Consider the following 21,855-nt stretch of genomic DNA (forward strand, 5'->3'; position numbering starts at 1 on the left):
GGTCAAGCCCGCTCCCACAGGGTTTGCGAACGCCGCAAAACCTTGTGGGAGCGGGCTTGACCCGCGATGCTTTTAGGCGATGGCAGCGTCCACCAGCTCCTGCGCCTCACCCACCAGGCGCTGCAGGTGCGCGTCGTCGACGAAGCTCTCCGCATAGATCTTGTAGATGTCTTCGGTGCCCGAAGGCCGCGCCGCGAACCAGCCGTTGGCCGTCATCACCTTCAAGCCGCCAATCGCCTGGTCATTGCCCGGCGCATGGCTGAGGATCTGCTCGATCGGCTCGCCCGCCAGCGTGGTCGACTTGACCTGCTGCGGCGACAGCTTGCCCAACTGGGCCTTCTGCTGCGGCGTGGCCTTGGCATCCACCCGGGTGGAGAACGGCCTGCCCAGTGCCTCGGTCAGCGCCTCGTATGCCTGGCTTGGGTCGCGCCCGGTACGGGCGGTCATCTCTGCCGCCAGCAGCGACGGGATCAGGCCGTCCTTGTCGGTGCTCCACACCGTGCCGTCCTTGCGCAGGAACGAGGCGCCGGCGCTCTCCTCCCCACCAAAGCCCAGCGAACCGTCGAACAGGCCATCGGCGAAATACTTGAAGCCCACCGGCACTTCGTACAGGCGACGCCCCAGGCGTGCCGCCACGCGGTCGATCATGCCGCTGCTGACCACGGTCTTGCCCACGGCCGCATCGGCGCGCCATTGCGGGCGGTTCTGGAACAGGTAGTCGATGGACACCGCCAGGTAGTTGTTCGGCGCCAGCAGGCCGCCTGACGGGGTGACGATGCCGTGACGGTCATGGTCGGGGTCGCAGCCGAACGCCACGTCGAACCGATCGCGCAGGCCGATCAGGCCCTGCATGGCGTAAGGCGAGGACGGATCCATGCGGATCTGGCCGTCCCAGTCCACGCACATGAAGCGGAACGTGGGGTCGACCTCGGTGTTGACCACGTCCAGGTCGAGCTTGTAGTGCTCGGCAATCGCCGACCAGTAACGCACCCCGGCACCGCCCAGCGGGTCGACACCCAGGCGCAGGCCCGCACCACGAATCACATCGAAATCAATCACATTGACCAGGTCGCTGACGTAACTGCCCAGGTAGTCGTGACGGTGCGTGGTGCTGGCCTTGAGGGCCTGTGCATGGGCCATGCGCTGTACGCCCTTGAGGCCGTCGGCCAGCAGCTCGTTGGCCTTGGCCTCGATCCACTTGGTGACGTCGCTGTCGGCCGGGCCGCCATTGGGCGGGTTGTACTTGAAGCCGCCACTTTGCGGCGGGTTGTGCGACGGGGTGATCACGATGCCGTCGGCCAGGCCACGGCTGCGGCCACGGTTGTAGCAGATGATGGCGTGGGAGATGGCCGGGGTCGGGGTGTACTCGTCATCCTTGGCCAGCATCACCTCGACGCCGTTGGCTGCCAGCACCTCCAGTGCGGTAGCCGCCGCCGGGGTCGACAGCGCATGGGTGTCGATGCCGATGAACAGCGGCCCGTCGATGCCCTGCGCCTTGCGGTACAGGCAGATGGCCTGGCTGATGGCGAGCACGTGCGCTTCGTTGAAGCCCAGGTCCACGGAGCTGCCGCGGTGCCCCGACGTGCCAAAGGCAACGCGCTGGGTGGCGACGCCTGCATCGGGCTGGCCGGTGTAGTACGCGGTCAGCAGCTGGGGGATATCGACCAGCACGGAGGCTGGCGCCGGTTTACCCGCCAAGGGACTGAGCTTCATGCAAAACCTCAAGTAAAGATGTACAGGGTGATGAAAATACGCAGTTTACTGGCACTTCGACCACAACGCGACGGCGGCGATCCCGCCCGCCGCGACTATTTGTACTGCGGTGCCCACCAGCCGGGAAACATCCGCTGCACCCGGGGCTCGGCAAAACGGTCGTCGATCAGCATGACCACACCGCGATCTTCAGTGCCACGTATCACCCGCCCGGCCGCCTGGATCACCTTCTGCACGCCGGGGTACAGGTAGGTGTAGTCGAAGCCCGCGTCGAACAGAGCGCCCATGCGCAGCTTGAGCTGTTCGTTCACCGGGTTGACCTGGGGCAGCCCCAGGGTGGCAACGAAGGCGCCGATCAGCCGGGTGCCCGGCAGGTCGACCCCTTCGCCGAACGCCCCGCCCAGCACGGCGAAACCCACGCCCTGCCCGTCTTCGACAAAGCGTTCGAGAAAGCCCTTGCGCTGCGCCTCGTCCATGCCGGGCGACTGCGACCATTGCACGATGTGCGGGTAGCGCTCGGCCAGCAGCCGCGCCACCTGCTGCTGGTAGTCGAAGCTGCTGAAGAACGCCAGGTAGTTGCCCGGCTGGAGGCGGTACTGCTCGGCGATCAGTTCCACGATCGGCGCCAGTGACGCCTGCCGGTGCTGGAAACGCGTCGACACGCTGCTGATCACGCGCACCTGCAACTGCTCGGCGGCAAACGGCGAGGCCACATCCAGCCACGCGGTGTCGGCCGGCAGGCCGAGCAGGTCGGCGTAGTAATGGCGTGGGCTGAGGGTGGCGGAAAACAGCGTGACGCTGCGCGCAGCGGCCATGCGCGGGCCGATCAGCGGCGCCGGCACCACGTTGCGCAGGCACAGGGTGGACAGGCTGCGCCGGCCCGGGCCGTCGCGCTTGCTGATGTCGAACACGAAATGCTCGTCGAACACCTCACACAGGCGCAGGAACTGCGAAGCCTGAAAGAAGAGCTGCAACAGCGGCCCTTCGACGCCGGCAGGCTGCTGGTTCATGCTGTCCTGCACATGGCTGACAAAACGCTGCAGCGCCTTGAGAAAGGCCTCGGGCAACTGGCCGGTGGCGCGGTAGGGAACGTCCTGGTCCTTGTGCACGGCGTTCCAGGCCCGGTCAAGGCGCTGCAAGGCATTGGCCATGCCTGCCGGGGGATCACGCCGCAGGGCCTTCAATTGCCATTGATCGAGGCTCACGCTGTACATCTGGCGTGCACGCTCCACCAGGTTGTGCGCCTCGTCCACCAGCACCGCCACCCGCCACTGGTCGAGCTGGGCCAGGCCGAACAGCAAGGCGCTCTGGTCGAAGTAGTAGTTGTAGTCGCCCACCAGCACATCCACCCAGCGCGCCATCTCCTGCCCCAGGTAGTACGGGCACACCTGGTGCGCCAGGGCTACCTCGCGCAGGCGGGCCTGGTCCAGCACCGGCTGCTGCGCGGCGGCCTGGCGGGCGGCGGGCAAGCGGTCGTAGAAGCCCTTGGCCAACGGGCAGGCTTCGCCGTGGCATGCGGTGCCGGGAAACTCGCAGGCCTTTTCCCGTGCCACCAGTTCCAGGCTACGCAGGGCCAGCTCGGGGCTGGCGTGCATGACCCGCTGCACGGCCTCCAGCGCCAGCGCCCGCCCCGGCGTCTTGGCGGTCAGGAACAGCACCTTGTCCAGTTGCTGCGGCACCATCGCCTTGAGCAACGGGAACAGCGTGCCCAGCGTCTTGCCGATGCCGGTGGTGGCCTGGGCCATCAGGCAGCGGCCGGTGCTTACCGCCTTGTACACGGTCTCGGCCAGCTCGCGCTGCCCGGTACGAAAGCTGGCGTGGGGGAACGCGAGCGCCTGCAGGCCGCTGTTGCGCAAGGCCTGGCGTTGCATCTGCTGCTGGGCCCAGCGCAGGAACAGCGTGCACTGGGCGATGAAGAACTGCTCGAGTTCGGCGGCGGTATGGCGGGCCTCCACCAGGGTTTCGCGGTCGCTGTCCACGTCCAGGTACACCAGCGCCAGGTTCACCTCGGCCAGTTCTCGCTGCTGGCACAGCAGCCAGCCATACACCCTGGCCTGTGCCCAGTGCAGTTGGCGGTGGTTGTCGGGCTGGCTGGCCAGGTCGCCGCGGTAGGTCTTGATCTCTTCCAGGCGGTTGAGCGCCGGGTTGTAGCCGTCGGCACGCCCGCGTACCTGCAACTGCTCGAACTGCCCCTCCAGCGCCACCTCCGACTCATAGCCCCGACCCCGGCGCGTGACCACCGTGCGGTGGCCGGTGATGCCCTCCTGGGCCGAGGGCGACGGGGTGAAGCGCAGGTCCAGGTCACCGACCTTGGCGGTGAACTCGCACAGCGCACGCACCGCTACCTTGTAGCTCATGCTGCCGGCTGTGCCCACTGCACGTGGCACACCTCGACGGGCAGGCCGTGCTCGGTGCAGAAGGCGATCCAGCGCAGCTGGTTGTCCTGCAGGCGATCGCCCGGGCCCTTCACTTCGATCATGCGGTAGCGCCGTTGCCCGGGCCAGAACTGGATCAGGTCGGGCATGCCGGCGCGGTTGGCCTGGATATCCTCCAGCAGGCGCTCGAAGCAGCGCTTGAGGTGCGCCGCCGGCAGGCAGTCCAGGGCCTGCTGCAACAGCGTGGCATCCAGCAGTTCCCAGTACACGAAGGGTGATTGCAGGCCGTGCTTGGCCTGGTAGTTGGCCAGGATGGTGTGGCGGTAGCGCCCATCGTCCAGCTGCCCCAGGCAGGCGGCAAAATGCTCGGCGCGGCGCGCCTGGAAGCCGGCATCGTGCAGGTCCAGCGGGCCGCTCTGGAACGGGTGGAAGAACGCGCCGGGCACGGGCGCGAAGATGGCTTCCCAGCACAGCAGCCCGAACAGGCTGTTGAACAGGGTGTTCTCGACGTAGTGCACCGGCCCGTCTTCGGCCGCCAGGTGCACCTGCACCGCCTGCTCCACGCCAAGCGTCGACAGATCGACAGGCAGGCACAGGTCCAGCCGGCTGATCGCTGCCGGGGCGCGCCGACGCTGTGGCGGGCCGCCCAGCTTGCGCTGCAGGCGGGGCACGATGCGCGCCAGCGCCTGGACCTCCAGCGCGTTGGCCGGTTTGGCGCCCACTACGCTGGCAAGCTCCAGGGCGGCGGCATGATCGGCGCTGCGCTCCAGCACGCGGATATGCCGGATGCGTGCCTGGGGGTGGTTGCTGCGGGGGTAGATGTTCAGGGCCTGGGCCCAGTCGCCGCTGCGCTCGCAATGCTGGCCAAGCTGGAACAGCAACCTGGCGCGGCGCCGTTCCAGCCACGGGTTGCTCGGCTGCAGGCCGTCCAGCAGTGCCAGCACCTGCTCGACCGGCTGCCCGGCCTCGAGCTGCTCGGCACAGGTGTGCAGGGCCAGGCACAGGTCGATATCGGCGCGCTCGCGCAGCGCCCGGGAATCCTCGCCGAACGCGACCTGCTCGTAGCGCAGCAGGCCAAGGTCGGCGAGCACGAACTCCGACCAGTCCTGGTGCAGGTTGCCGAAAAACAGCAGACGCAGACGATCGCACAGCGCCTGCAGGTGCAGCACGTACACCGGTTCGTCGAATTCGGGCCACCACTGACGCAGGGGCCTGGCCTCGGCATACAGCGCCGACAACTGTTCGAGCAGTTCGCCCTTGGCAGCCCGCGGGCGCTCCAGCACGTCGGCGAAACAGCGGGCGATTTCGTCCTTGCGCAGCAACTGGAACAGGTGGTCCAGGCCCAGGCTCGGCTGGTCGTCGAGCCAGCCCAGCGCCACCAGCGGCGCGGCGGCAGGCTCGATGGCGCCGATTTCCAGGTAGGTCAGCTTGCTGGCGCGAAACATCACACCCTTGCGCATCACCATGCGTACCAGCAGGGCCTGGGAGGCCTGGCCCAGCGTCGCGAACTGTTGAATGAAGGCGTGTTCGTGTTCATCGAGCAGGTCGGCGTAGCGCAGTTGCACCCAGGCCAGTACCTGCTGAAAGTTGCACAGGTAATAGAACGGGTCGGCGACGGAATGGGCGATCACGGAGCGGGTAACCAGCAGAAGGAATCCACTGGTTATACATACAGACAGGCGGGCTTGGCAACCTCAGCGGATCAATGGCGCAACCGGCCCGGATCGCTGTCGCGGGCCCGCGCCAGCAGCGAACGTCCACCGGCGGCCGCTTCACTTTCGCGCTGGTAGAGCATCTGCAGCGTGCTCAGGGACAAGCCGCTGATCTCCTCCAGCCATTGCACCATGGGCTGTGGCGAGGGTACGCCCTTGAGTGCCTTGTGCAGGTAGGGCAGCGCCGCCTGCATGCCGGGGTGCCGTGCCTGTACGAAGCGCTCCAGGTTGCGCCCGCGGTCGACAAAGGGCGCGAACAGCAGGCAGGCCAGCTGTTCTTCGTTGAGGTTGTAGCCCTGCAGGGCGAAGTTGTCCGCCAGGCGGCGGCGCTGGCCGTGGCGCTCGCGGTCTTGCCAGGTTTCCATGGCCAGTGCCTGCAGCGCCGCCGGCACCGGTTTGCGCCGCAGCTGGGCCTTGACCTGCTGCAGGTGCTCGGCAATGCCCAGCGCATAGTCCTGCCCCTGCACCCACTGCGCGCGCAGCCCGGCAAGGTGTGCCATCAGCAACGGGTTGGCACAGGCCGACTGGCTGAAACCCAGGGCCAGCTCGTCATAGCGAAACCTGAGAAATTCGAGCAGCAGCACGCTCTGCCCCTGCTGGCTGTCCTGCAGCAGGTCGGCGATGTCGATGAAGCGCGGGATACGGCGGGGGCCCGGGACCTGCCGAAGGGGCTCGGCTGGCAGCCCCAGCACCTCGTTGAGGTAGATGCGGCGCAGTTGGCCAAGGCCCTGCAACAGGGCGCCAGGGTGTGAGTGGGCCGGCCTTGCACTGCTCAACCCGGCCTCGCGCATCATGCGGCGGCCCCACGCCAGGTAGCGTTTGCGCTCGGGCATCGGGTCGGCGTTGATCAATGCGTCCACCCCGCCCTCCCAGCCCATGCCCTGGCGGTAGAGTTCGGCCAGCGCCAGGTAGAAGCGATTGCAGAACATCGGCCGCACCTGGCCGGCGGTCAGGTGCCCGGCAACCAGGGTGTCGAACCGCTCGACCTGCTGCTGACGCGGCGACAGCGGCTTGAGTGCATCGAAGTGCTGGAGGCCGCCGTCGTCCAGCACCAGCAGCTCGACCCGCAGGTCGTCATGCAGCACCAGCGCCGAATAGCCACGCTCGATGTTCTCGATCACCGCCGTCGACATGCCCACATGGCGGGCGGTGACCACGCGCAGCTCGAAGGTGGCCGGCGCACGCGCCGCAATGCTCAACTGCGCGGCGCGCAGAAACGCCAGGGCGAAGGAGCTGTCCTTGCCGCCGCCATGGGCCAGCATCACCTTGAAGTCGCCTATGCGCTCGATCCCGCCGGCGGCCACCAGCATGCGCTGGATAAGCAATTGCAGCGACGCGCGCTGGCCCTGGGTAAGGCACTCGAGCAGTCGCTGCAGGACCTGCTGGTAAATGTGAGTCATGGCTTGATCGTGGAGGGTACTCATGGTGTATACCTGATTCGATAACGACTGCCGGCAGCCGGAAGTTACCCGATGCGGGTAACAGGACATCGTTGCGTAACAACGGCAAAGTGAATTAAAAAAAGAATGATGGTCTTAGGATGTTTCTTACAACTTCCTACGATTGTTCCGACTCAGATCGAAACAGCATCGCCCGATGACCACCCTTGCCCCGGACAGCGCCCCCCGGCGCGTTGCGTGCGAGGGCCCCACCTCCATGAACAGTACAGCTGGCACACCATATCTCGCTCCTTGAGATGATTGATGGTTGGATGAACAGCGCCGCCTTAGGCACGACAGTGCCCGACGCCCATAGGAAACAGCAGCCCTTCCACGCGAAGATGTAATTTTACGGACACCGGAAAGTCTTTATTCCCACGCCCACAACATAACGCAAGCGCCGTACTTAGTCCGCACAAGTTAAATAGGAAACATCTGAAACTTTAATAAGAAATTTCCACAAAAAAGCCCGAGACTCGGCTCGGGCTTGGCGTGTCGCGCAGCCTGTCAGGCGTCAGGCAGCACCAGTACCACGCGGCCTCCACACGGGCACTCGTCCATGTGGCGGTGTGCGGCGACGACCTCGTCGAACGGGTAGGCCTTGATGATGTGTGGCAATACCTGGCGGTCGGCGGTGAACTGGTTGATATCGCGCAGCGCGCGCTGCAGCGCCACCTGGTCCTGGGTGATGCCCAGCTCCGGCTTGCCGGTGAAGTTGCTCACGCAGTGCACGAAGAACTGGATGTTCTTCTGGAACGCCGCACAGGCCGGGAACGGCGTCTGGTTGCCGCCCTGCAGGCCGTACAGCACCAGGCTGCCGCGTGGCGCCAGCACATCGCCCAGCAATGACATCTGCGGGCCGCCCAGGCCATCGAGCACCATGTCCACGCCACGGTTGTCGGTGTACTTGTTGATCTGCATGAGCAGGTCCTGCTCTTCGGTCACGATGACCTTCTCTGCCCCCAGCTTGAGCAGGTTGTCGCGCTCGGCGCTGTCCTTGGTTGCGGCGATCACCTTCAGGCCCAGGGCCTTGCCCAGTTGCACGAAGGCCGGCCCGGCGCAGTGGCTGGCGTCGGTGACCAGGGCGGTCTGCCCGGCCTTGGCCCGGGCCAGGTCGACATAGGCGAAATAGGCGATCAGCAGCGGCGTGTAGTGCACGCTGGCCTCGATCGGGCTGAGGATATCGGGGTAGCGGGTCAGTGCGTTGCGCGGCAACACGATGACCTCGCCATACACCGGGTGCTCGTTGGGGCTGGTGGCCGGAAAGCTGGCGACCTTGTCGCCGATGGCCAGGTCGTCGACGCCGGCGCCGAGGGCGGTCACCACACCGGCCATTTCGTGGCCGATGCCGGCCGGCAGGCGCGCATGGGACGGCGCCAGGTTCTGCCGCCACAGCACGTCGTACCAGCTGATGCCGATAGCCTGCACCCGCACCTGTACTTCACCGGCAGCCGGTTGCGGCGTGGCCACGTCCTCGCACTTGAGCACCTCGGCCTGGCCGAATTTGTGAAAACGGATCATGCGGGACATCGCAAACCTCGCCTAGTGAACCTCTAATACCCGCAACTCTATCGGGGCTATAGCGGTTAGACCATCAGTGGCCATTAATAGTCAACATGCCTGTCATTGATTGGTGATAGCGCCTGCTGCGCAATTTATGCGGTGCAGGGTACCGTCTTTGCCCTTAAGATTCACCCCTGCCCCGACCAGACCTATGAAGCGAAGCCGATGAACCGTAACGACTTGCGTCGCGTCGACCTGAACCTGCTGATCGTGTTCGAGACCTTGATGCACGAGCGCAGCGTCACCCGCGCCGCGGAAAAACTGTTCCTCGGCCAGCCGGCCATCAGTGCGGCGCTGTCGCGCCTGCGCAGCCTGTTCGACGACCCGCTGTTCGTGCGTACCGGGCGCAGCATGGAGCCCTCGGCGCGGGCGGTGGAGATCTTCGCCCTGCTCTCCCCGGCGCTGGACTCCATCTCCACGGCGGTAAGCCGCGCTGCCGACTTCGACCCGGCCACCAGCACGGCGGTGTTTCGCATCGGCCTCTCCGACGACGCCGAGTTCGCCTTGCTGCCGCAACTGCTCAAACGTGTGCGCGCCGAGGCGCCGGGCATCGTGCTGGTGGTGCGCCGGGTCAACTACCTGCTGATGCCCTCGCTGCTGGCGTCGGGTGAAATCTCGGTGGGCGTGAGCTGGACCAGCGACCTGCCGGCCAATGCCAAGCGCAAGGTGCTGCGTCGCAGCAGGCCCAAGGTGCTGCGTGCCGACAGCAAGCCGGGCAACCTGAGCCTGGATGAATTCTGCGCACGCCCGCATGCCCTGGTGTCGTTTGCCGGCGACCTGAGCGGGTTCATGGATGAGATCCTCGAGAAGCTGGGGCGCAAGCGCCATGTGGTGCTGGCCGTGCCGCAGTTCAACGGCCTGGGCAGCCTGCTGACCGGCACCGACATCCTCGCTACGGTGCCGGACTACACCGCCGAGCAGCTGACCGCCGCCGGCGGCCTGCGCGCCGAAGACCCGCCGCTGGAGGTGCAGAGCTTCGAGCTGCATATGGCGTGGCGCGGGTCGCAGGACAATGATCCGGGGGAGCGGTGGTTGCGGTCGCGGATTCAGATGTTCTTTGGCGATCCTGACAGCCTCTGACAGACCAGCCTCCCAGCACACCCCGCAAAACATGGCCCCAAGCCACCATTCAGGTTATTGTCGACATTTTTCCCGGCAGAGGCGCTCTAATCGTGTCAGTGCCACTGACACAGCCTGTCAGTCGTCCTCGCTAGAGTCGCCGCCAAGCCCATCGACAAGGACCCGCCATGGCGGCCACCGATCACGACACCCTGGCCCTGCGCCTGGCCGATACCCTGCGGTTGCTGCAAAGCGGCGAGCGCCCTACCCGCCTGCAACTGGCCGAGCGCTTCGGGGTCAGCGAGCGCACCATCTACCGTGACCTCAACCGTCTGGGCGATGTGATCGAGCCCGGCGCCAACGGGGTCTACCAACTGGCCCGCCATCACCGCAGCAGCCTGTCCCCCGCCGACCTGCAGACCTTCGCCCGCATCAGCGGTGTCGAGCAGCTGTTCCCGGCCAACGACCGACGCTCCTGGCTGGACCTGCTAAAACCCGGCCCCACCAGCTTCCTGGTACGCGACGGGCATTTCGCCGCCCAACGCCCGGACAGCTGCGACTTCCGCGAGCTGGGACGGGCGATCGAGCAACAGCGCCGCTGCCAGCTGAACTACACCGGCAAGCAACGCCGAATCGAGCCCTACAGGCTGATCCACAACAAGGGCATCTGGTACCTGGCCGCCACCGAAGACGGTCGCCTCAAGAGCTTCGCCTTCGCCCGTATCGATGCCTTGCAGGTGCTGGACGAATCCTTCGTTGCCGACCCGGCCACCCAGGCGCAGATCGAGAGCGACGATGACATCTGGTTCGGCGAAGACCGCCTCGAGGTCACCGTCCAGGTCGCCGCCAGCAACGCCTACTACTTTCTTCGGCGCAACGTGCTGCCGCACCAGCAACTGATCGAGCAGCAGGCCGACGGTCGCCTGCTGCTGCGCTGCCGGGTCAATCACCCGAACCAGCTGCTGCCGATCATCCGCTACTGGATCCCCCATGTACGCATTCTCGAGCCCGCCTGGTTGCAGCAGCAACTGCGCGACGAGCTCACCGACTACTTGCACTGAACAGCAGGACGACTGACATGACCGAAATGGAAAAGCCCCTGGGCGACGACTACAACCGGGACGACAGCATCGACTTCGAGCAGGTCAATCAGGATCAGGCCCGCTACCTCGAGGCCGAGCTGTTCGACGGCGACAGCAGCAACGGCGAGAAGACCACGGCGGTGGTCGCCTCCTTCGTCGACTCGTGCAACGCGCGGGGTGAAAAGCCGCTGGACCAATGGCTGAGCGACGAGTTTCGCAAGTACCCGCATCTGTGGAGCAACGAAGAGGAACTGCTGACCACCAGCCAGCAGGTGATCGCCTCCACCGTGGCCTTCAACCAGTCCCGCGAATCGCTGCACGCGCACATGGACAAGGGCCGCAGCAAGGCCTCGTGGCTGGCCGGCGAAATCGAGAAGAACGCGGGCCTCTCCGGCTCGGTACACGTGGGTCAGTACGCCGGACACATCGACAAGGCGCTGGCCGATGCCACGACCAACGCACGGGACATGGTCACCACGCTCAAGGGTGACATCAACCGCAGCCCGCACCTCAACGGCCTGATTGCCGAGCAGCACCACGTCGACACGTTCAACATCGACGCCGTCAGCAAGGGCAGCCCTTACCGCGCCCGCGTGGTGGGCTCCCAGGAAGCGAACTCGGTGGACATCGAGATCGTCGACGGCAACGGCAATGTGGTCGGCAAGTACCAGGCCAAGTACGGCGCCGATGCCGACGCCACCAAAGAGCTGCTCAACCGCGGCGACTACGAAGGGCAGAAACCGCTGGTACCCGAAGGCCAAGGTGCGGACGTGCCCGACAGCGCGGAGGTGATCGAAGCCGATGGCGTGAAATCCCGCCCGCTGTCAAAGGAAGAAGCCCGCAAGCTGCAGGAAAAGGCCCAGCAGGAAGCCGAGTCGCGCCAGTACGACTGGAACGACACCAACCGCGCCACCATCGCCCGCCAGATCGGCAAGCAGGCAGTCATGGGCGCATGCATCGCAGTGGGCATGCAGGGCACGCGGATTCTGGCGCGGCGCTTCTGGAACCGGTTGAACGGCCGGGAAAACCCCAGCAGCCAGGACGACCTCAAGGAATTCTTCGAGAGCTCGCTGCGCGCCGGCACCAACACCGCTGCGCAAGTGGCGGTTTCCGGTGCCGTGGTGGTGGCAGTGAAAAACGGCTGGCTCGGCGCGGCGCTGCGCAACACCCCGGCCGGGCTGATCACCAACATCGCGTGCGTCGGTCTGCAGAACGCCAAGGTCCTCTACAAGTTCGGCAAGGGCGAGCTGACCGGCGAAGAGGCCATCGACGCCATCGGCAACACCACGGTAACCACCACCATGGCCATCGCTGGTGCAACCAAGGGCGCAGCGCTGGGTGCAGCGCTGGGTACGGTGTTCGGCCCGGCAGGTACGGCCATTGGGGGTTTTGTCGGTGGCGTGGCCGGTGGTATCGCCGGCGGGCAGATCGGCGAAGTGGTGTACGAAGCCGGCAAGTCGGTCGCCAGGACGGCTACCCGGGTCGCGGCCGTGGTGCTCGAAGGCACAGGCCGTGCACTCGAATCGGTGGGCAGCGGTCTGCGTAACCTCGCCTCCAGCCTCTTGTCCCTGTGGTGACTGCCATGAACCTGCTCGAACTCAAGGACAAGATCAAATCCCATCTGGTCGCCGGCTATCCCGGGCTGTACATCCACTCCGGCGAAGAAGCCAGGGTCGATACCATGCTGCAGGATGTCGCGAGCCAGTTGGGCATGCACCCCAAGGAATGGAACCTGGGTTATGGCTGGGTGGACTTCGTCAACAAGCAGCCACGGGGCAGCCAGGGGCCTAGGACAGACCTGGCCGAAAGCCTGCCATCACTGCTGGACGACGATCTGGACCACAAGCTGTTCATCATCAAGGACGCCCGCAGTGCGCTGGAAAACCAGCCGCTGGCGGTGGCTCGGCTCAAGCAGTTGCTCAACCGTATCCAGCGCCATCATCGCGGCACGTCGGCGGTGGTACTGGTCTCGGAGACCCTGCACATTCCGTCGCAGATCGAAGCGCAGATCACCCTGCTGCCCCTGCCGCTGCCCCGGGGCGAGGAAATCACCAGCCAGCTTGAAGCGGTGTGCCAGCAGCTTGACCTGCTGGTACCCGAGGGCCTGCGTCAGCGCCTGCACGCAGCGTGCAGCGGCCTGAACCAGGAAGAGATCCGCTCGGCACTGGCGATGGTCCGCCAGCACCACGAGCAGATCAACGATGCCGCCCTGGTACTGATCCAGCATGAAAAAGAGCAGATCATCGCCAAAAGCGGCGTGCTGGAAATGCTGCGGGTCAACGAGAACGCCACCGACATCGGCGGCCTGGAAAACCTCAAGACCTGGCTGGGCCGCCGCGCACAGATCTTCCGGCGCCTCGGCGAAGCGCGTGACGCGCGGGTGCAGGCGCCCAAGGGCGTGCTTATCGCCGGCATGCCCGGCTGCGGCAAGTCGCTTACGGCCAAGGCCGCCGCCGGCCTGTTCCAGTTGCCGCTGCTGCGCCTGGACATCGGCTCGCTGCTGGGCAAGTACGTCGGGGAAAGTGAGCACAACATGCGCCGAGCCCTGAGCATGGCCGAGTCGGTCAGCCCGTGCATCCTGTGGATCGACGAGCTGGAGAAAGCCTTCGTCGGCCTGACCAGCGGCAGCGGCTCCGAAGTCTCGTCGCGGCTGTTCGGCTACTTCCTGACCTGGATGCAGGAGAAGACCGGCGCAGTGTTCGTCATCGCCACCGCCAACAACATCGCTACCCTGCCGCCGGAACTGTTGCGCAAGGGGCGCTTCGACGAAGTGTTCTATGTGGGCTTCCCGAATGCGGTCGAGCGCGGCGCGATTCTCGATATCCACCTCAAGGGTGAGACGGTGCAGCTCGAACCCGCGCAGCGCAGCAAGCTGGTGACCCAGTGCCGCGACTACGCCGGGGCGGACATCCAGAACGCCATCAACGAAGCACGCGAAACCGCCTTTCTGGACGGTCGCCCGCTGAAATTCGAAGGCCTCGAAGCCGCCATCGACCTGACCGTGCCGCTGCGTGAAACCCTGCGCGATCAGGTGGCCAAGTACGAAGAGCTGTTCGAGAAGTTCAAGCTCAAGCCAGCTTCAGCCAGCGACGGCCTGAGCGTGGCGCAGATGATTCAGATGGCCGAAAACCACAATGCGCTGCGCCGCGAGGAAGTCGCCCGGCATGAAGACTGCCCTGACGACCTGCTGGAGAGGCTGGTCGGCGATACCGACGCCAAGGTTCGCACCGCGGCCTACGGCAACCCCAACTGCCCGGAAAAGCTGCTGACGCTGCGGATCAACATCGAAGAAGGCCAACCCGGCTTCGATCGCGCCCTGCTGCACCTCGCCTGCCTGCATGCCCACGCGCCGCATGACCTGATAGCGGCGCAGTTCGAACGCCTCGAGCTGGACGCCGAGCAACGCCGTCAGTTGGCGAAAAGAACCGACGACGAATCGTTGCAGCAACGTCTGCTGGCGGATCAGGAGCCGCTGGTACGCAGGGCACTGGCGACCAACAAGGCCGTGAGCAAGGTCGTGCAACAACAGTTGGCCAAGGACACAGCCGTTACCGTGCGCGATTACCTGATCGGCAACGACAACCTGCATCCCGAGGTACAGGAACAACTGGCCCGCGATCCTTCCTTCGAGGTACGCGAGCGCCTGGCTCGGCGTGACGAACTGAGCGAAACCGTGCAGTTGCTGCTGACCCGTGATGAAGACCAGGATGTACTCGAAGCGCTGGCCCGCCGCGCAGGCGCGACCGCCCTCCCCGACGCGGTACAACTGGAGCTGGTCAAATGCGACCCTGATGTGCGCGAGGCCCTGGCACGCAACGACAACCTGGGTGCCCCTGCCCAGTTGCTGCTGGCTCGGGACCCAAGCCTGCAGGTACGGCGCATTCTTGCCGACCACCCGAACCTCACCAGCGCCGCCCTGCAATGCCTGACCACAGACGTAGAAGAGGTACAGGCAAGCCTGGCTGGCAACACCAACCTGGGGTCCGCCTTGTTGCAGATGGGCCTGAGCCAGCATGAATCGGAGGACGTGCGTCGCGCTCTGGCAGGCAACAGCGCGCTCAATGTCGAGGTGCAGGCGCGGCTGCTGAAGGACCCCGAGCCCAACGTGCGCGAGGCGCTGGCAGGCAACGACCACCTGGCCGAGCAGATCCTCGAGGCACTGATGTACGATGAGCAGGACGATGTGCGCGAGCGTCTGGTGCGCTGGCGCGACACGGTACAGCCAAGCGTGCAGCGCCATCTGGCAGCAGACCCAAGCACCGACGTCCGCAGATGCCTGGCACGCGTAGCAGACCTGCTGGATGACGTGCAGCAGCAACTGGCCGGTGACCTGCCCGAGATCCAGCAGGAACTGGCGGAAAACGCCGCCCTCGGCACTGACATCCAGCAGCGCCTGCTGGAACGAGGCGATGCGCAGACCCTGTGTGCGCTGGCGGGCAATCAGGCCGTGACAGCACCGCTGCAAGCCCGGCTGGCCGATGACAGCAACATCGATGTACGAACCCGCCTGGCAAGCAACCCGGCGCTGGCCGGGCCGGTCGCCGACAAGCTGATCGGCGACGTGGAAGCGGTGCAACGCGCCCTGGCCGGCAACCGCCACCTGAGCGAGGCACAGTGTCTGCGTCTGTACAAGATCGGCAGCGAGCACGTCCGCCAAACCCTGGCAGCAAACACGGCCATCGGTGAAACCCTGATGACCCTGATCTGCCAGACGAAAACAGCAGCGCCAACCGAGGCCAGTGATTCGGTAGGAAGGGCCATCGGCATGATCTTCTCTGGTTACATGGGCGCGCAACAATCGCCCGTGAGCGGGCAGGAGCAGCCTCCAGGCAAGGAAAAGCTGGTGCTGGCTGCGCAAGGCAAGCTGCCTGCTCATCTGCAGGCCGACCTGTTGGCCGAAGGCGCACAGGCGCAACCCCTGCTCGAAGCGCTGGCCGACAACTCGACGCTGACCAGGCCCGTGCAAGAGGCCCTGGCGGCGCACAAGAGCGCCAAGGTCAGAGCTCGACTGGCCGCCAACAAGGCCGTCGACAGCGACATTCTGCGTCAGTTGCTGCGCGACCCCGAACCCGACGTGCGCATCGCACTGCTGCGCGACTGGTGGATGGATCGCGACATGGAACTGGAGCTGGCACAGGACAAGAATGTCAACGTGCGCTTCGCCGTGGCCGCCAATCAACACGTCGGCACAGCCGCACAACTGCTGCTGGCCAACGACCCGGACGAGTCCGTGCGTGCGCGCCTGATAGAACGTGACAGCCACTTCATGTTCACCCTGCATTCGCGGGCCCAGGAGATCCTGGCACAAGACGTCGAACAGGACATCCGCGAATCGCTGGCTACCTACCCCAAGCTCAAACCATCGGCGCAACTGGTGTTGGCCAAGGACGACGAGATCTGCGTGCGCATCGCACTGGCCAGGGGCAACAAGGACTGGAATGGAGGTGACCTGTGCGAGGAAGCACAACTGCAGCTGTTGCGCGACGAGGAAAGCAGCGTGCATCTGGCGCTGGCTGAAAACCGCCGGCTGTCTCCCGCAACCCAGGCGCTGCTGGCCCAGAACGCGCTGGCAAGCGTGAGGCTCAAACTGGTGGAGTCATCCAGCTACATGAATCAGCTCACCCCAGAGGCGCAGCGGATCCTGGCCAGGGACAAGGACAGCAAGGTCCGCCAGGAACTGGCAAACAGGCTGTTTGGCCTGCTGGCCATGCCCAGTGAAGAAGACGTGCAGTTGACCCTGGCCAGCGACCCGGACACAGAGGTCAGGCTGGCGATCCTGGTTTCCCTGCGCTACAACAGCACCCGCGTAAGCGATGCAGTCAGGGCGCGGTTGATCGAAGGGCTGGACCACGACACCCGCCAGACCGTGGAAGAGATGCTCGACAGCTGCGAGGAAGATTGAGCCCTCCCCGAGTGGCATCTTCCGAGCAACCTATTCGCGCAGGTTGCCGCTATGTTGCAACCTGCGCAAACGAACTTTCCGCTCGACAGGCCCCTCTGTTGCCAACGGAAAGTATTACCCCTAGCATCGTGCGGTTAAACCCCGCCCAATCCGATAAAGGACACTCGTGATGCAATCGAAAACAGTTGAACTTCAATCCCCGGCACTGGACTCGATGACCGAAATCAAGCGCCCGGCACTGAAATTGAGCGAGCTGGATCCTGGTACCCTCAGTGACTTCGAGGCCATGTTCGGCCTGTGGAAAGAAGCGGATCACTGCGACAAGGAACTGCGCGACTGACGCCAAGGGCGGTGGCGGCAATGACAATGTCAGTTGATTTGCAGATCGTTTCAGGCTTGTCGTCGGCCGCCGCTTTGCCCGGCGTCCTCGGGGCGCATCTTGAAGCCCTTGGACATCCTGTGCACCAGCGTATCGATACACTCGATACCGGCGCTGCTGGATGTGCAAGGCACCCGGACACACCCTCTACTGCAGCCATCGTGCTGGTGCTTCCCATCCTGGGCGATAACGACCTGTCGGACGAACACCTGCTGAGCCTGCGGCACTGGCGCGATACCCGGAGCCTGGCGGGCCGACGCATTTTTGTCACCCTCAAGGGCGATCGTCATGTATCGGATGAATTCGTATCCCCACACCACCCCATCCACATCAAGTTGCGCAAGCTGTTCTATTTTCTCGGTGGGTTGAAGATTCTGCCCATCAAGCTGGACAGCGACACGCCGGCACGCATTGCATCGCTCATCGCCGCAGAACTGCAAGCAGGCAGCACAGCCCCCTGCAAAGCGTGGGACCATCTGGCGCAGCTCACCGGCAGGCCCCCCATGTGGGCCCACGACCGCAAGCTGCTCGACTTCGATGACGAAGAGAATGGGTCGAGCCTGCTACTCGAGACTCCCCGAGCGCGGTTGAACGATATCTTTCACGCCATCCGGGCATTGACCCCCCGCACACTCAAGCTCAATCGGGCACGGTTGTGCGACAGCGATATGACCCGGCTGCCTGCCATCCCCAGCGTGCTGGCGGCAGAGCTGGGCAGCAACTGCATGAGCCTGCAGAGCGCGTCCACGGTGTTTCCCGGCTGCAAATGGCTCGGCCTGGGGGCGAACAGCTTGCAGACTCTGGACCTCACCGCTGCCCCCCCCGGGCTCGATACCCTGCTGGTGTACAAGAACAGTCTGCGGGAGCTGCGATGGCCCGCCACTGCTGGGTGTCGCCTCAAGCACCTGAGCCTCTATCGCAACAGGTTTCGACATATCGACTGGCCGGTCGATCAGCTGGACATCGAGCGGCTCAACCTGGGAGCCAACCCTGTCGAGGCACTGCCCGAGCAGTTGGCCCAGGCCCGTCATCTGCGCTGTCTGGGCATTGCCCGGACTCACATACGCCGCCTGCCGGACTGGCTGTTCGAGCTGCCCGCGCTGGTGGAAATCGATATCAGTCATATCGAAGACCAATTGCCGCCCGCGCAACTTGGCAAGTTGATCGATTCAGGTATCACGCTCATAAACAAGCCCAGGTAGAGCCCTGCCCCATGACCCTATTCAACTTCATCTTCGAACACATCAGCCAGCAGCAGTTTCTGGATGAATACTTCGATCGCGCTGCGTTGCACATCAAGGGCAGCCCGCAGAAATTTTCCAGCCTGTTGGATATGCAGGCCTTCAACCAGATTCTCAACAGCAACACCTTGCTGTACCCGAAGGTGCGCATCACCAACCACAACAACACCATTCACAAATACGATCTGATCGATGATGTGGATCGCTATGCAAACAACCAGAACAACACGCTGAACAAGAAAAAGATGCTGCACGCGATTGCCCGCGGCGGCACGCTGGTTTTCGACAACATCCAGCAACACAGTGCGCGACTGGAGAATTTCACCGATACGCTCGCCTCGGAACTCAATACGCGCATCGGCATGAACGGCTACTACACCGCCGCCAACCAGCGAGGCGTCAATCCTCACTTCGACAGGCACGATGTACTGGTGCTGCAGATCCACGGCAGCAAACGCTGGTACTACCGCGACGAACAGCATGTGTTGTCAAAGGCCATCCGTCATCAGCGCGTTCCTGCAATCGATGCGGCTGCCACCGGCTGGTCTTCGGTGCTGCTCGAACAGGGCGATGTCTTCTATTGCCCTCGCGGCCTCTGGCACTTCACTCGTACCGAAGCCCGGCACTCGGCGCACCTGGCTGTGGGGCTGTACCCACTGACCTTGAGGGAGTGGCTGGTGCGCCAGGAGCAGGATGAGAACTTCGCCACACTGCTGGAAACCTACGTGCGCCAACCGTTCCAACCTTCGACCTCGCCCATCCAACAGGTGCCGGTGCAGGCCCTGGTCGATCACCTGAGCGCCACCTCGCAGGCAGACTTCGACCTCGACCTGCACGCACGGCCCTATCTCGAGCTTGAATGATGGAACAGTTCTATTTCGTACTGACCGAACGCTGCAACCTGGCCTGCAGCCACTGTATCCGCGACTCTTCGCCTTATCGCGACGAAACCGCCGAGAAGGCGATGATCCTCGACACGCTGTCGCAGATCCGCCAGGACCATGCGCATAGCCTGGTGCTGCTCACGGGCGGAGAGCCCACGCTGCATCGCCATTTCGACAGCATTCTGCGGCACAGCCTTGCGCTCGGACTGCAGACCAAGATCAACAGCAACGGCGTGACGTCGTTCTACAAGCAGAACATCCTGGAGCAATGGGCCGGGCAGCCGTCACTCTCGGTACAGATATCCCTGGATGGCACAGAAGCCGAACATGACCTGGTGCGTGGGGCCGGCACCTACAGGCGCGCGCTGCGCACACTCGCCAGGCTGCGGGCACAAGGCATTTCGTGCAGTGTGTCGGCGACCGTCATCGACCTCGATTTTTTCGCGCGCATCGAACAGTTCATTCAACCGCTGGATGACCTTGAACTGACCCATATCGCAATCAAGCGGGCAACTTACGCAGGGCGCGCCTCATCAGGCATGGAGGTCTGCAGCCAGGCCTGGAACCAGCATGTCTATGCGCTGCGCAAGCAGCCCTACAAAACGCGCATCCTGGCGTTTCCAATGTACGACTTCAGTCGGCTGCAAGCGCTGGGTGACGACGCCATCGCCGAACTTGGCCGAACCATCACCACAAAAAACTGCGGTGCTGCGACGGCGAAGGTCTATATCTACCCCAATGGCGACGTGTGCTCCTGCACCTGCTTCAAGGCCCACCCCATGGGCAACCTGTACCAACAACCGCTATCGGCCATTCTTGCCCAGCCACTGCAGATCGAGGTGGAGCATCCCACCTGTCAGGGCTGCCGCTACTTTGCCGTATGCAACGGTGGCTGCCTGGGTAGCGGCTACCAGCATACCGGCGAGCTGGGAGAGCCCGACCCCCGGTGTCCGCAGATCCAGGCAGCACGTGGTGCAATACCGGCATTCAACATCTGATGCCAGAGGTGATGCTTGCGCTGGGTGTGTTGCGGCCAGCGCCAATCAACCAGCACTCACCACATGCTTCAACTCCTGAAACGCTGCCAGCCCCCAGGGGCCGAGCTCGCGCCCGATGCTGCTCTGCTTGTACCCACCCCAGGCGGTCTGCGGGAAGATCACCTGAGGCGCATTGATCCAGACCATGCCGGCCTGCAAGGCATCCGCTACCCGGTTGGCCGCAACGCGGTCGCGGCCGACCACCGTGGCCACCAGGCCAAAATCACCCTGGTTGGCCAGCGCAATGGCCTCGGCTTCGGTGCCGAAACGGCGGATGCAGATCACCGGGCCGAAGATCTCCTCGTTCCACAAGCTGCTGTCCAGCGCCACGTCGGTGAACACCGTCGGCGCAACGTAGAACCCCTGCGCCAAGCCCTGCGGGCGCCCACCGCCGCACTCGAGCCGGGCGCCCGAAGCCAGCCCGCGCGCGATGTGCGCCAGCACACGCTCGTACTGGGCACGGTTGACCAGCGCACCCATCTGCACCCCGTCGACAAAGGGGTCGCCAACGATGATCGCCTGGGCGCGGGCCCTGACCTTTGCCACGAAGGCGTCCGCCAGGTGCTCGGCGACCAGCACCCGGCTGGTGGCCGAGCACATCTGGCCAGCGTTGTAGAAGCCGCCGCCACAGGTCAGCTCGACCGCCAGTTCCAGGTCGGCGTCCTCCAGCACGATCAACGCAGACTTGCCGCCCAGCTCCAGGCTGACACCCTTCACCGTCTCTGCCGCACGCTGCATCACCTGAACCCCCACCGCGTTGCTGCCGGTGAAAGAGATCTTGGCCACCTGCGAGTGCGCCGACAAGGGTGCGCCCACGGCCAGGCCGGTACCGCACACGATGTTCAACACGCCCGCCGGCAGGCCCGCCTCGAGAATGATCCGCGCCAGTGCAAGCTCCGGCAACGGCGTGACCTCCGATGGCTTGAGCACCACCGTGCAGCCCGCCGCCAGGGCCGGCGCCAGTTTCCAGGCCGTGGTGACCATGGGGAAGTTCCACGGCACGATCAGCGCAACCACGCCACACGGCTCGCGGCGCAAGCGCGCGGCATAGTCGCTGGCGGGCAGCTCCACATCGCGGTCCTGTGCAGCGTCAAGGCCCTGGGCCAGGTCGGCGTAATAGTCAAAGGTGGCTATCACGTCGTCCACGTCCAGCCCCGCTTCGGCCAATGGCTTGCCGTTGTTGCGCGATTGCAGCGCCATCAGGGTTTGGCGGTTCTGCTGTATGCCCCGGGCAATGCGGCGCAACACCTGGGCACGCAACGCGCCAGTGCTGGTTGACCACTGCGCAAACGCTGCAGCGGCGCTTTGCACGGCAAGCTCGACGGTTTCAGCGTTGCCCCCGCCCACCGTGGCGATTAGCGCCTCGGTGGAGGGGTTGATGACCTCGAGCGGCGGGCCGTCGGCGAGCCATTGCTCGCCGATCAGCACGCCGGCGAGCACTTCGGATGAACATTCAGGAGGGAGCATCG

Annotated in this window: 14 protein-coding genes; 8 read left to right on the forward strand and 6 right to left on the reverse strand. The window is 64.7% G+C overall.

All coding sequences use genetic code 11. The features are described from left to right. Positions 1-72 precede the first annotated feature (72 nt). The 5 genes from pgm to QMX96_RS15240 form a co-directional block, all read right to left on the reverse strand. On the reverse strand, positions 73-1,713 hold the full coding sequence (pgm, locus tag QMX96_RS15220) for a phosphoglucomutase (alpha-D-glucose-1,6-bisphosphate-dependent) (RefSeq protein WP_282362002.1): 1,641 nt from the start codon (positions 1,711-1,713) through the stop codon (positions 73-75). A gap of 95 nt (positions 1,714-1,808) precedes the next feature. Continuing rightward, a complete protein-coding gene (locus QMX96_RS15225) occupies positions 1,809-4,070 on the reverse strand; it encodes an ATP-dependent DNA helicase (protein WP_253086942.1) in 2,262 nt (753 codons plus the stop codon). Beyond that, positions 4,067-5,719, reverse strand: coding sequence for a VRR-NUC domain-containing protein (locus QMX96_RS15230; protein ID WP_043863983.1), 1,653 nt, complete (start codon positions 5,717-5,719; stop codon positions 4,067-4,069). The genes QMX96_RS15225 and QMX96_RS15230 overlap by 4 nt, the downstream gene beginning before the upstream one ends. Before the next feature lie 71 nt (positions 5,720-5,790). After that, positions 5,791-7,200 carry a hypothetical protein gene (locus tag QMX96_RS15235; RefSeq protein WP_143516651.1) on the reverse strand — a complete coding sequence of 470 codons (1,410 nt, stop codon included), beginning with the start codon at positions 7,198-7,200 and terminating at the stop codon, positions 5,791-5,793. A 546-nt stretch (positions 7,201-7,746) separates the two neighbouring features. Beyond that, a complete protein-coding gene (locus tag QMX96_RS15240) occupies positions 7,747-8,769 on the reverse strand; it encodes a zinc-dependent alcohol dehydrogenase family protein (RefSeq protein WP_043863985.1) in 1,023 nt (340 codons plus the stop codon). Positions 8,770-8,967: 198 nt separating this feature from the next. Between QMX96_RS15240 and QMX96_RS15245 the strand changes: the two genes are divergently transcribed. From QMX96_RS15245 to QMX96_RS15280, 8 genes are all read left to right on the forward strand, one after another. Then, positions 8,968-9,882 carry a LysR family transcriptional regulator gene (locus QMX96_RS15245; RefSeq protein ID WP_282362004.1) on the forward strand — a complete coding sequence of 305 codons (915 nt, stop codon included), beginning with the start codon at positions 8,968-8,970 and terminating at the stop codon, positions 9,880-9,882. A 167-nt stretch (positions 9,883-10,049) separates the two neighbouring features. Next, positions 10,050-10,922 (forward strand): transcriptional regulator, encoded by an 873-nt coding sequence (locus QMX96_RS15250; RefSeq protein WP_043863996.1) that lies wholly within the window; start codon positions 10,050-10,052, stop codon positions 10,920-10,922. Positions 10,923-10,939: 17 nt separating this feature from the next. Further along, positions 10,940-12,520, forward strand: a complete 1,581-nt coding sequence (locus QMX96_RS15255; RefSeq protein WP_282362005.1) for a hypothetical protein — start codon at positions 10,940-10,942, stop codon at positions 12,518-12,520. Between the two features lie 5 nt (positions 12,521-12,525). Beyond that, positions 12,526-16,845 carry an AAA family ATPase gene (locus QMX96_RS15260; protein ID WP_282362006.1) on the forward strand — a complete coding sequence of 1,440 codons (4,320 nt, stop codon included), beginning with the start codon at positions 12,526-12,528 and terminating at the stop codon, positions 16,843-16,845. Between the two features lie 169 nt (positions 16,846-17,014). After that, positions 17,015-17,185, forward strand: coding sequence for a hypothetical protein (locus tag QMX96_RS15265; RefSeq protein ID WP_157811395.1), 171 nt, complete (start codon positions 17,015-17,017; stop codon positions 17,183-17,185). A gap of 20 nt (positions 17,186-17,205) precedes the next feature. Then, positions 17,206-18,426 (forward strand): hypothetical protein, encoded by a 1,221-nt coding sequence (locus QMX96_RS15270; RefSeq protein ID WP_185061925.1) that lies wholly within the window; start codon positions 17,206-17,208, stop codon positions 18,424-18,426. Positions 18,427-18,437: 11 nt separating this feature from the next. Then, positions 18,438-19,328: a cupin domain-containing protein gene (locus QMX96_RS15275; protein WP_043864000.1), complete on the forward strand. Its 891-nt coding sequence runs from the start codon at positions 18,438-18,440 to the stop codon at positions 19,326-19,328. Then, positions 19,325-20,347 (forward strand): radical SAM protein, encoded by a 1,023-nt coding sequence (locus QMX96_RS15280; protein ID WP_282362008.1) that lies wholly within the window; start codon positions 19,325-19,327, stop codon positions 20,345-20,347. Before QMX96_RS15275 ends, QMX96_RS15280 begins: the two co-directional genes overlap by 4 nt. 45 nt (positions 20,348-20,392) lie before the next feature. On the opposite strand, the gene QMX96_RS15285 is transcribed toward QMX96_RS15280, so the two are convergent. Then, positions 20,393-21,853, reverse strand: a complete 1,461-nt coding sequence (locus QMX96_RS15285) for an aldehyde dehydrogenase family protein (RefSeq protein WP_282362009.1) — start codon at positions 21,851-21,853, stop codon at positions 20,393-20,395. Positions 21,854-21,855: the final 2 nt, after the last annotated feature.

This window comes from Pseudomonas sp. PS01300, from assembly GCF_029960155.1.
GTDB classification, from domain to species: domain Bacteria; phylum Pseudomonadota; class Gammaproteobacteria; order Pseudomonadales; family Pseudomonadaceae; genus Aquipseudomonas; species Aquipseudomonas palmensis.

Excerpts from the sequence above, each read along its gene's own strand:
- QMX96_RS15265 (WP_157811395.1), top strand. The coding sequence starts at position 17,015 with ATGCAATCGAAAACAGTTGAACTTCAATCCCCGGCACTGGACTCGATG.
- QMX96_RS15255 (WP_282362005.1), top strand. The coding sequence starts at position 10,940 with ATGACCGAAATGGAAAAGCCCCTGGGCGACGACTACAACCGGGACGAC.
- QMX96_RS15250 (WP_043863996.1), top strand. The coding sequence starts at position 10,050 with ATGGCGGCCACCGATCACGACACCCTGGCCCTGCGCCTGGCCGATACC.
- QMX96_RS15260 (WP_282362006.1), top strand. The coding sequence starts at position 12,526 with ATGAACCTGCTCGAACTCAAGGACAAGATCAAATCCCATCTGGTCGCC.
- QMX96_RS15270 (WP_185061925.1), top strand. The coding sequence starts at position 17,206 with ATGACAATGTCAGTTGATTTGCAGATCGTTTCAGGCTTGTCGTCGGCC.
- QMX96_RS15285 (WP_282362009.1), bottom strand. The coding sequence starts at position 21,853 with ATGCTCCCTCCTGAATGTTCATCCGAAGTGCTCGCCGGCGTGCTGATC.
- QMX96_RS15225 (WP_253086942.1), bottom strand. The coding sequence starts at position 4,070 with ATGAGCTACAAGGTAGCGGTGCGTGCGCTGTGCGAGTTCACCGCCAAG.
- QMX96_RS15235 (WP_143516651.1), bottom strand. The coding sequence starts at position 7,200 with ATGACTCACATTTACCAGCAGGTCCTGCAGCGACTGCTCGAGTGCCTT.
- QMX96_RS15280 (WP_282362008.1), top strand. The coding sequence starts at position 19,325 with ATGATGGAACAGTTCTATTTCGTACTGACCGAACGCTGCAACCTGGCC.
- QMX96_RS15240 (WP_043863985.1), bottom strand. The coding sequence starts at position 8,769 with ATGTCCCGCATGATCCGTTTTCACAAATTCGGCCAGGCCGAGGTGCTC.
- pgm (WP_282362002.1), bottom strand. The coding sequence starts at position 1,713 with ATGAAGCTCAGTCCCTTGGCGGGTAAACCGGCGCCAGCCTCCGTGCTG.
- QMX96_RS15275 (WP_043864000.1), top strand. The coding sequence starts at position 18,438 with ATGACCCTATTCAACTTCATCTTCGAACACATCAGCCAGCAGCAGTTT.
- QMX96_RS15245 (WP_282362004.1), top strand. The coding sequence starts at position 8,968 with ATGAACCGTAACGACTTGCGTCGCGTCGACCTGAACCTGCTGATCGTG.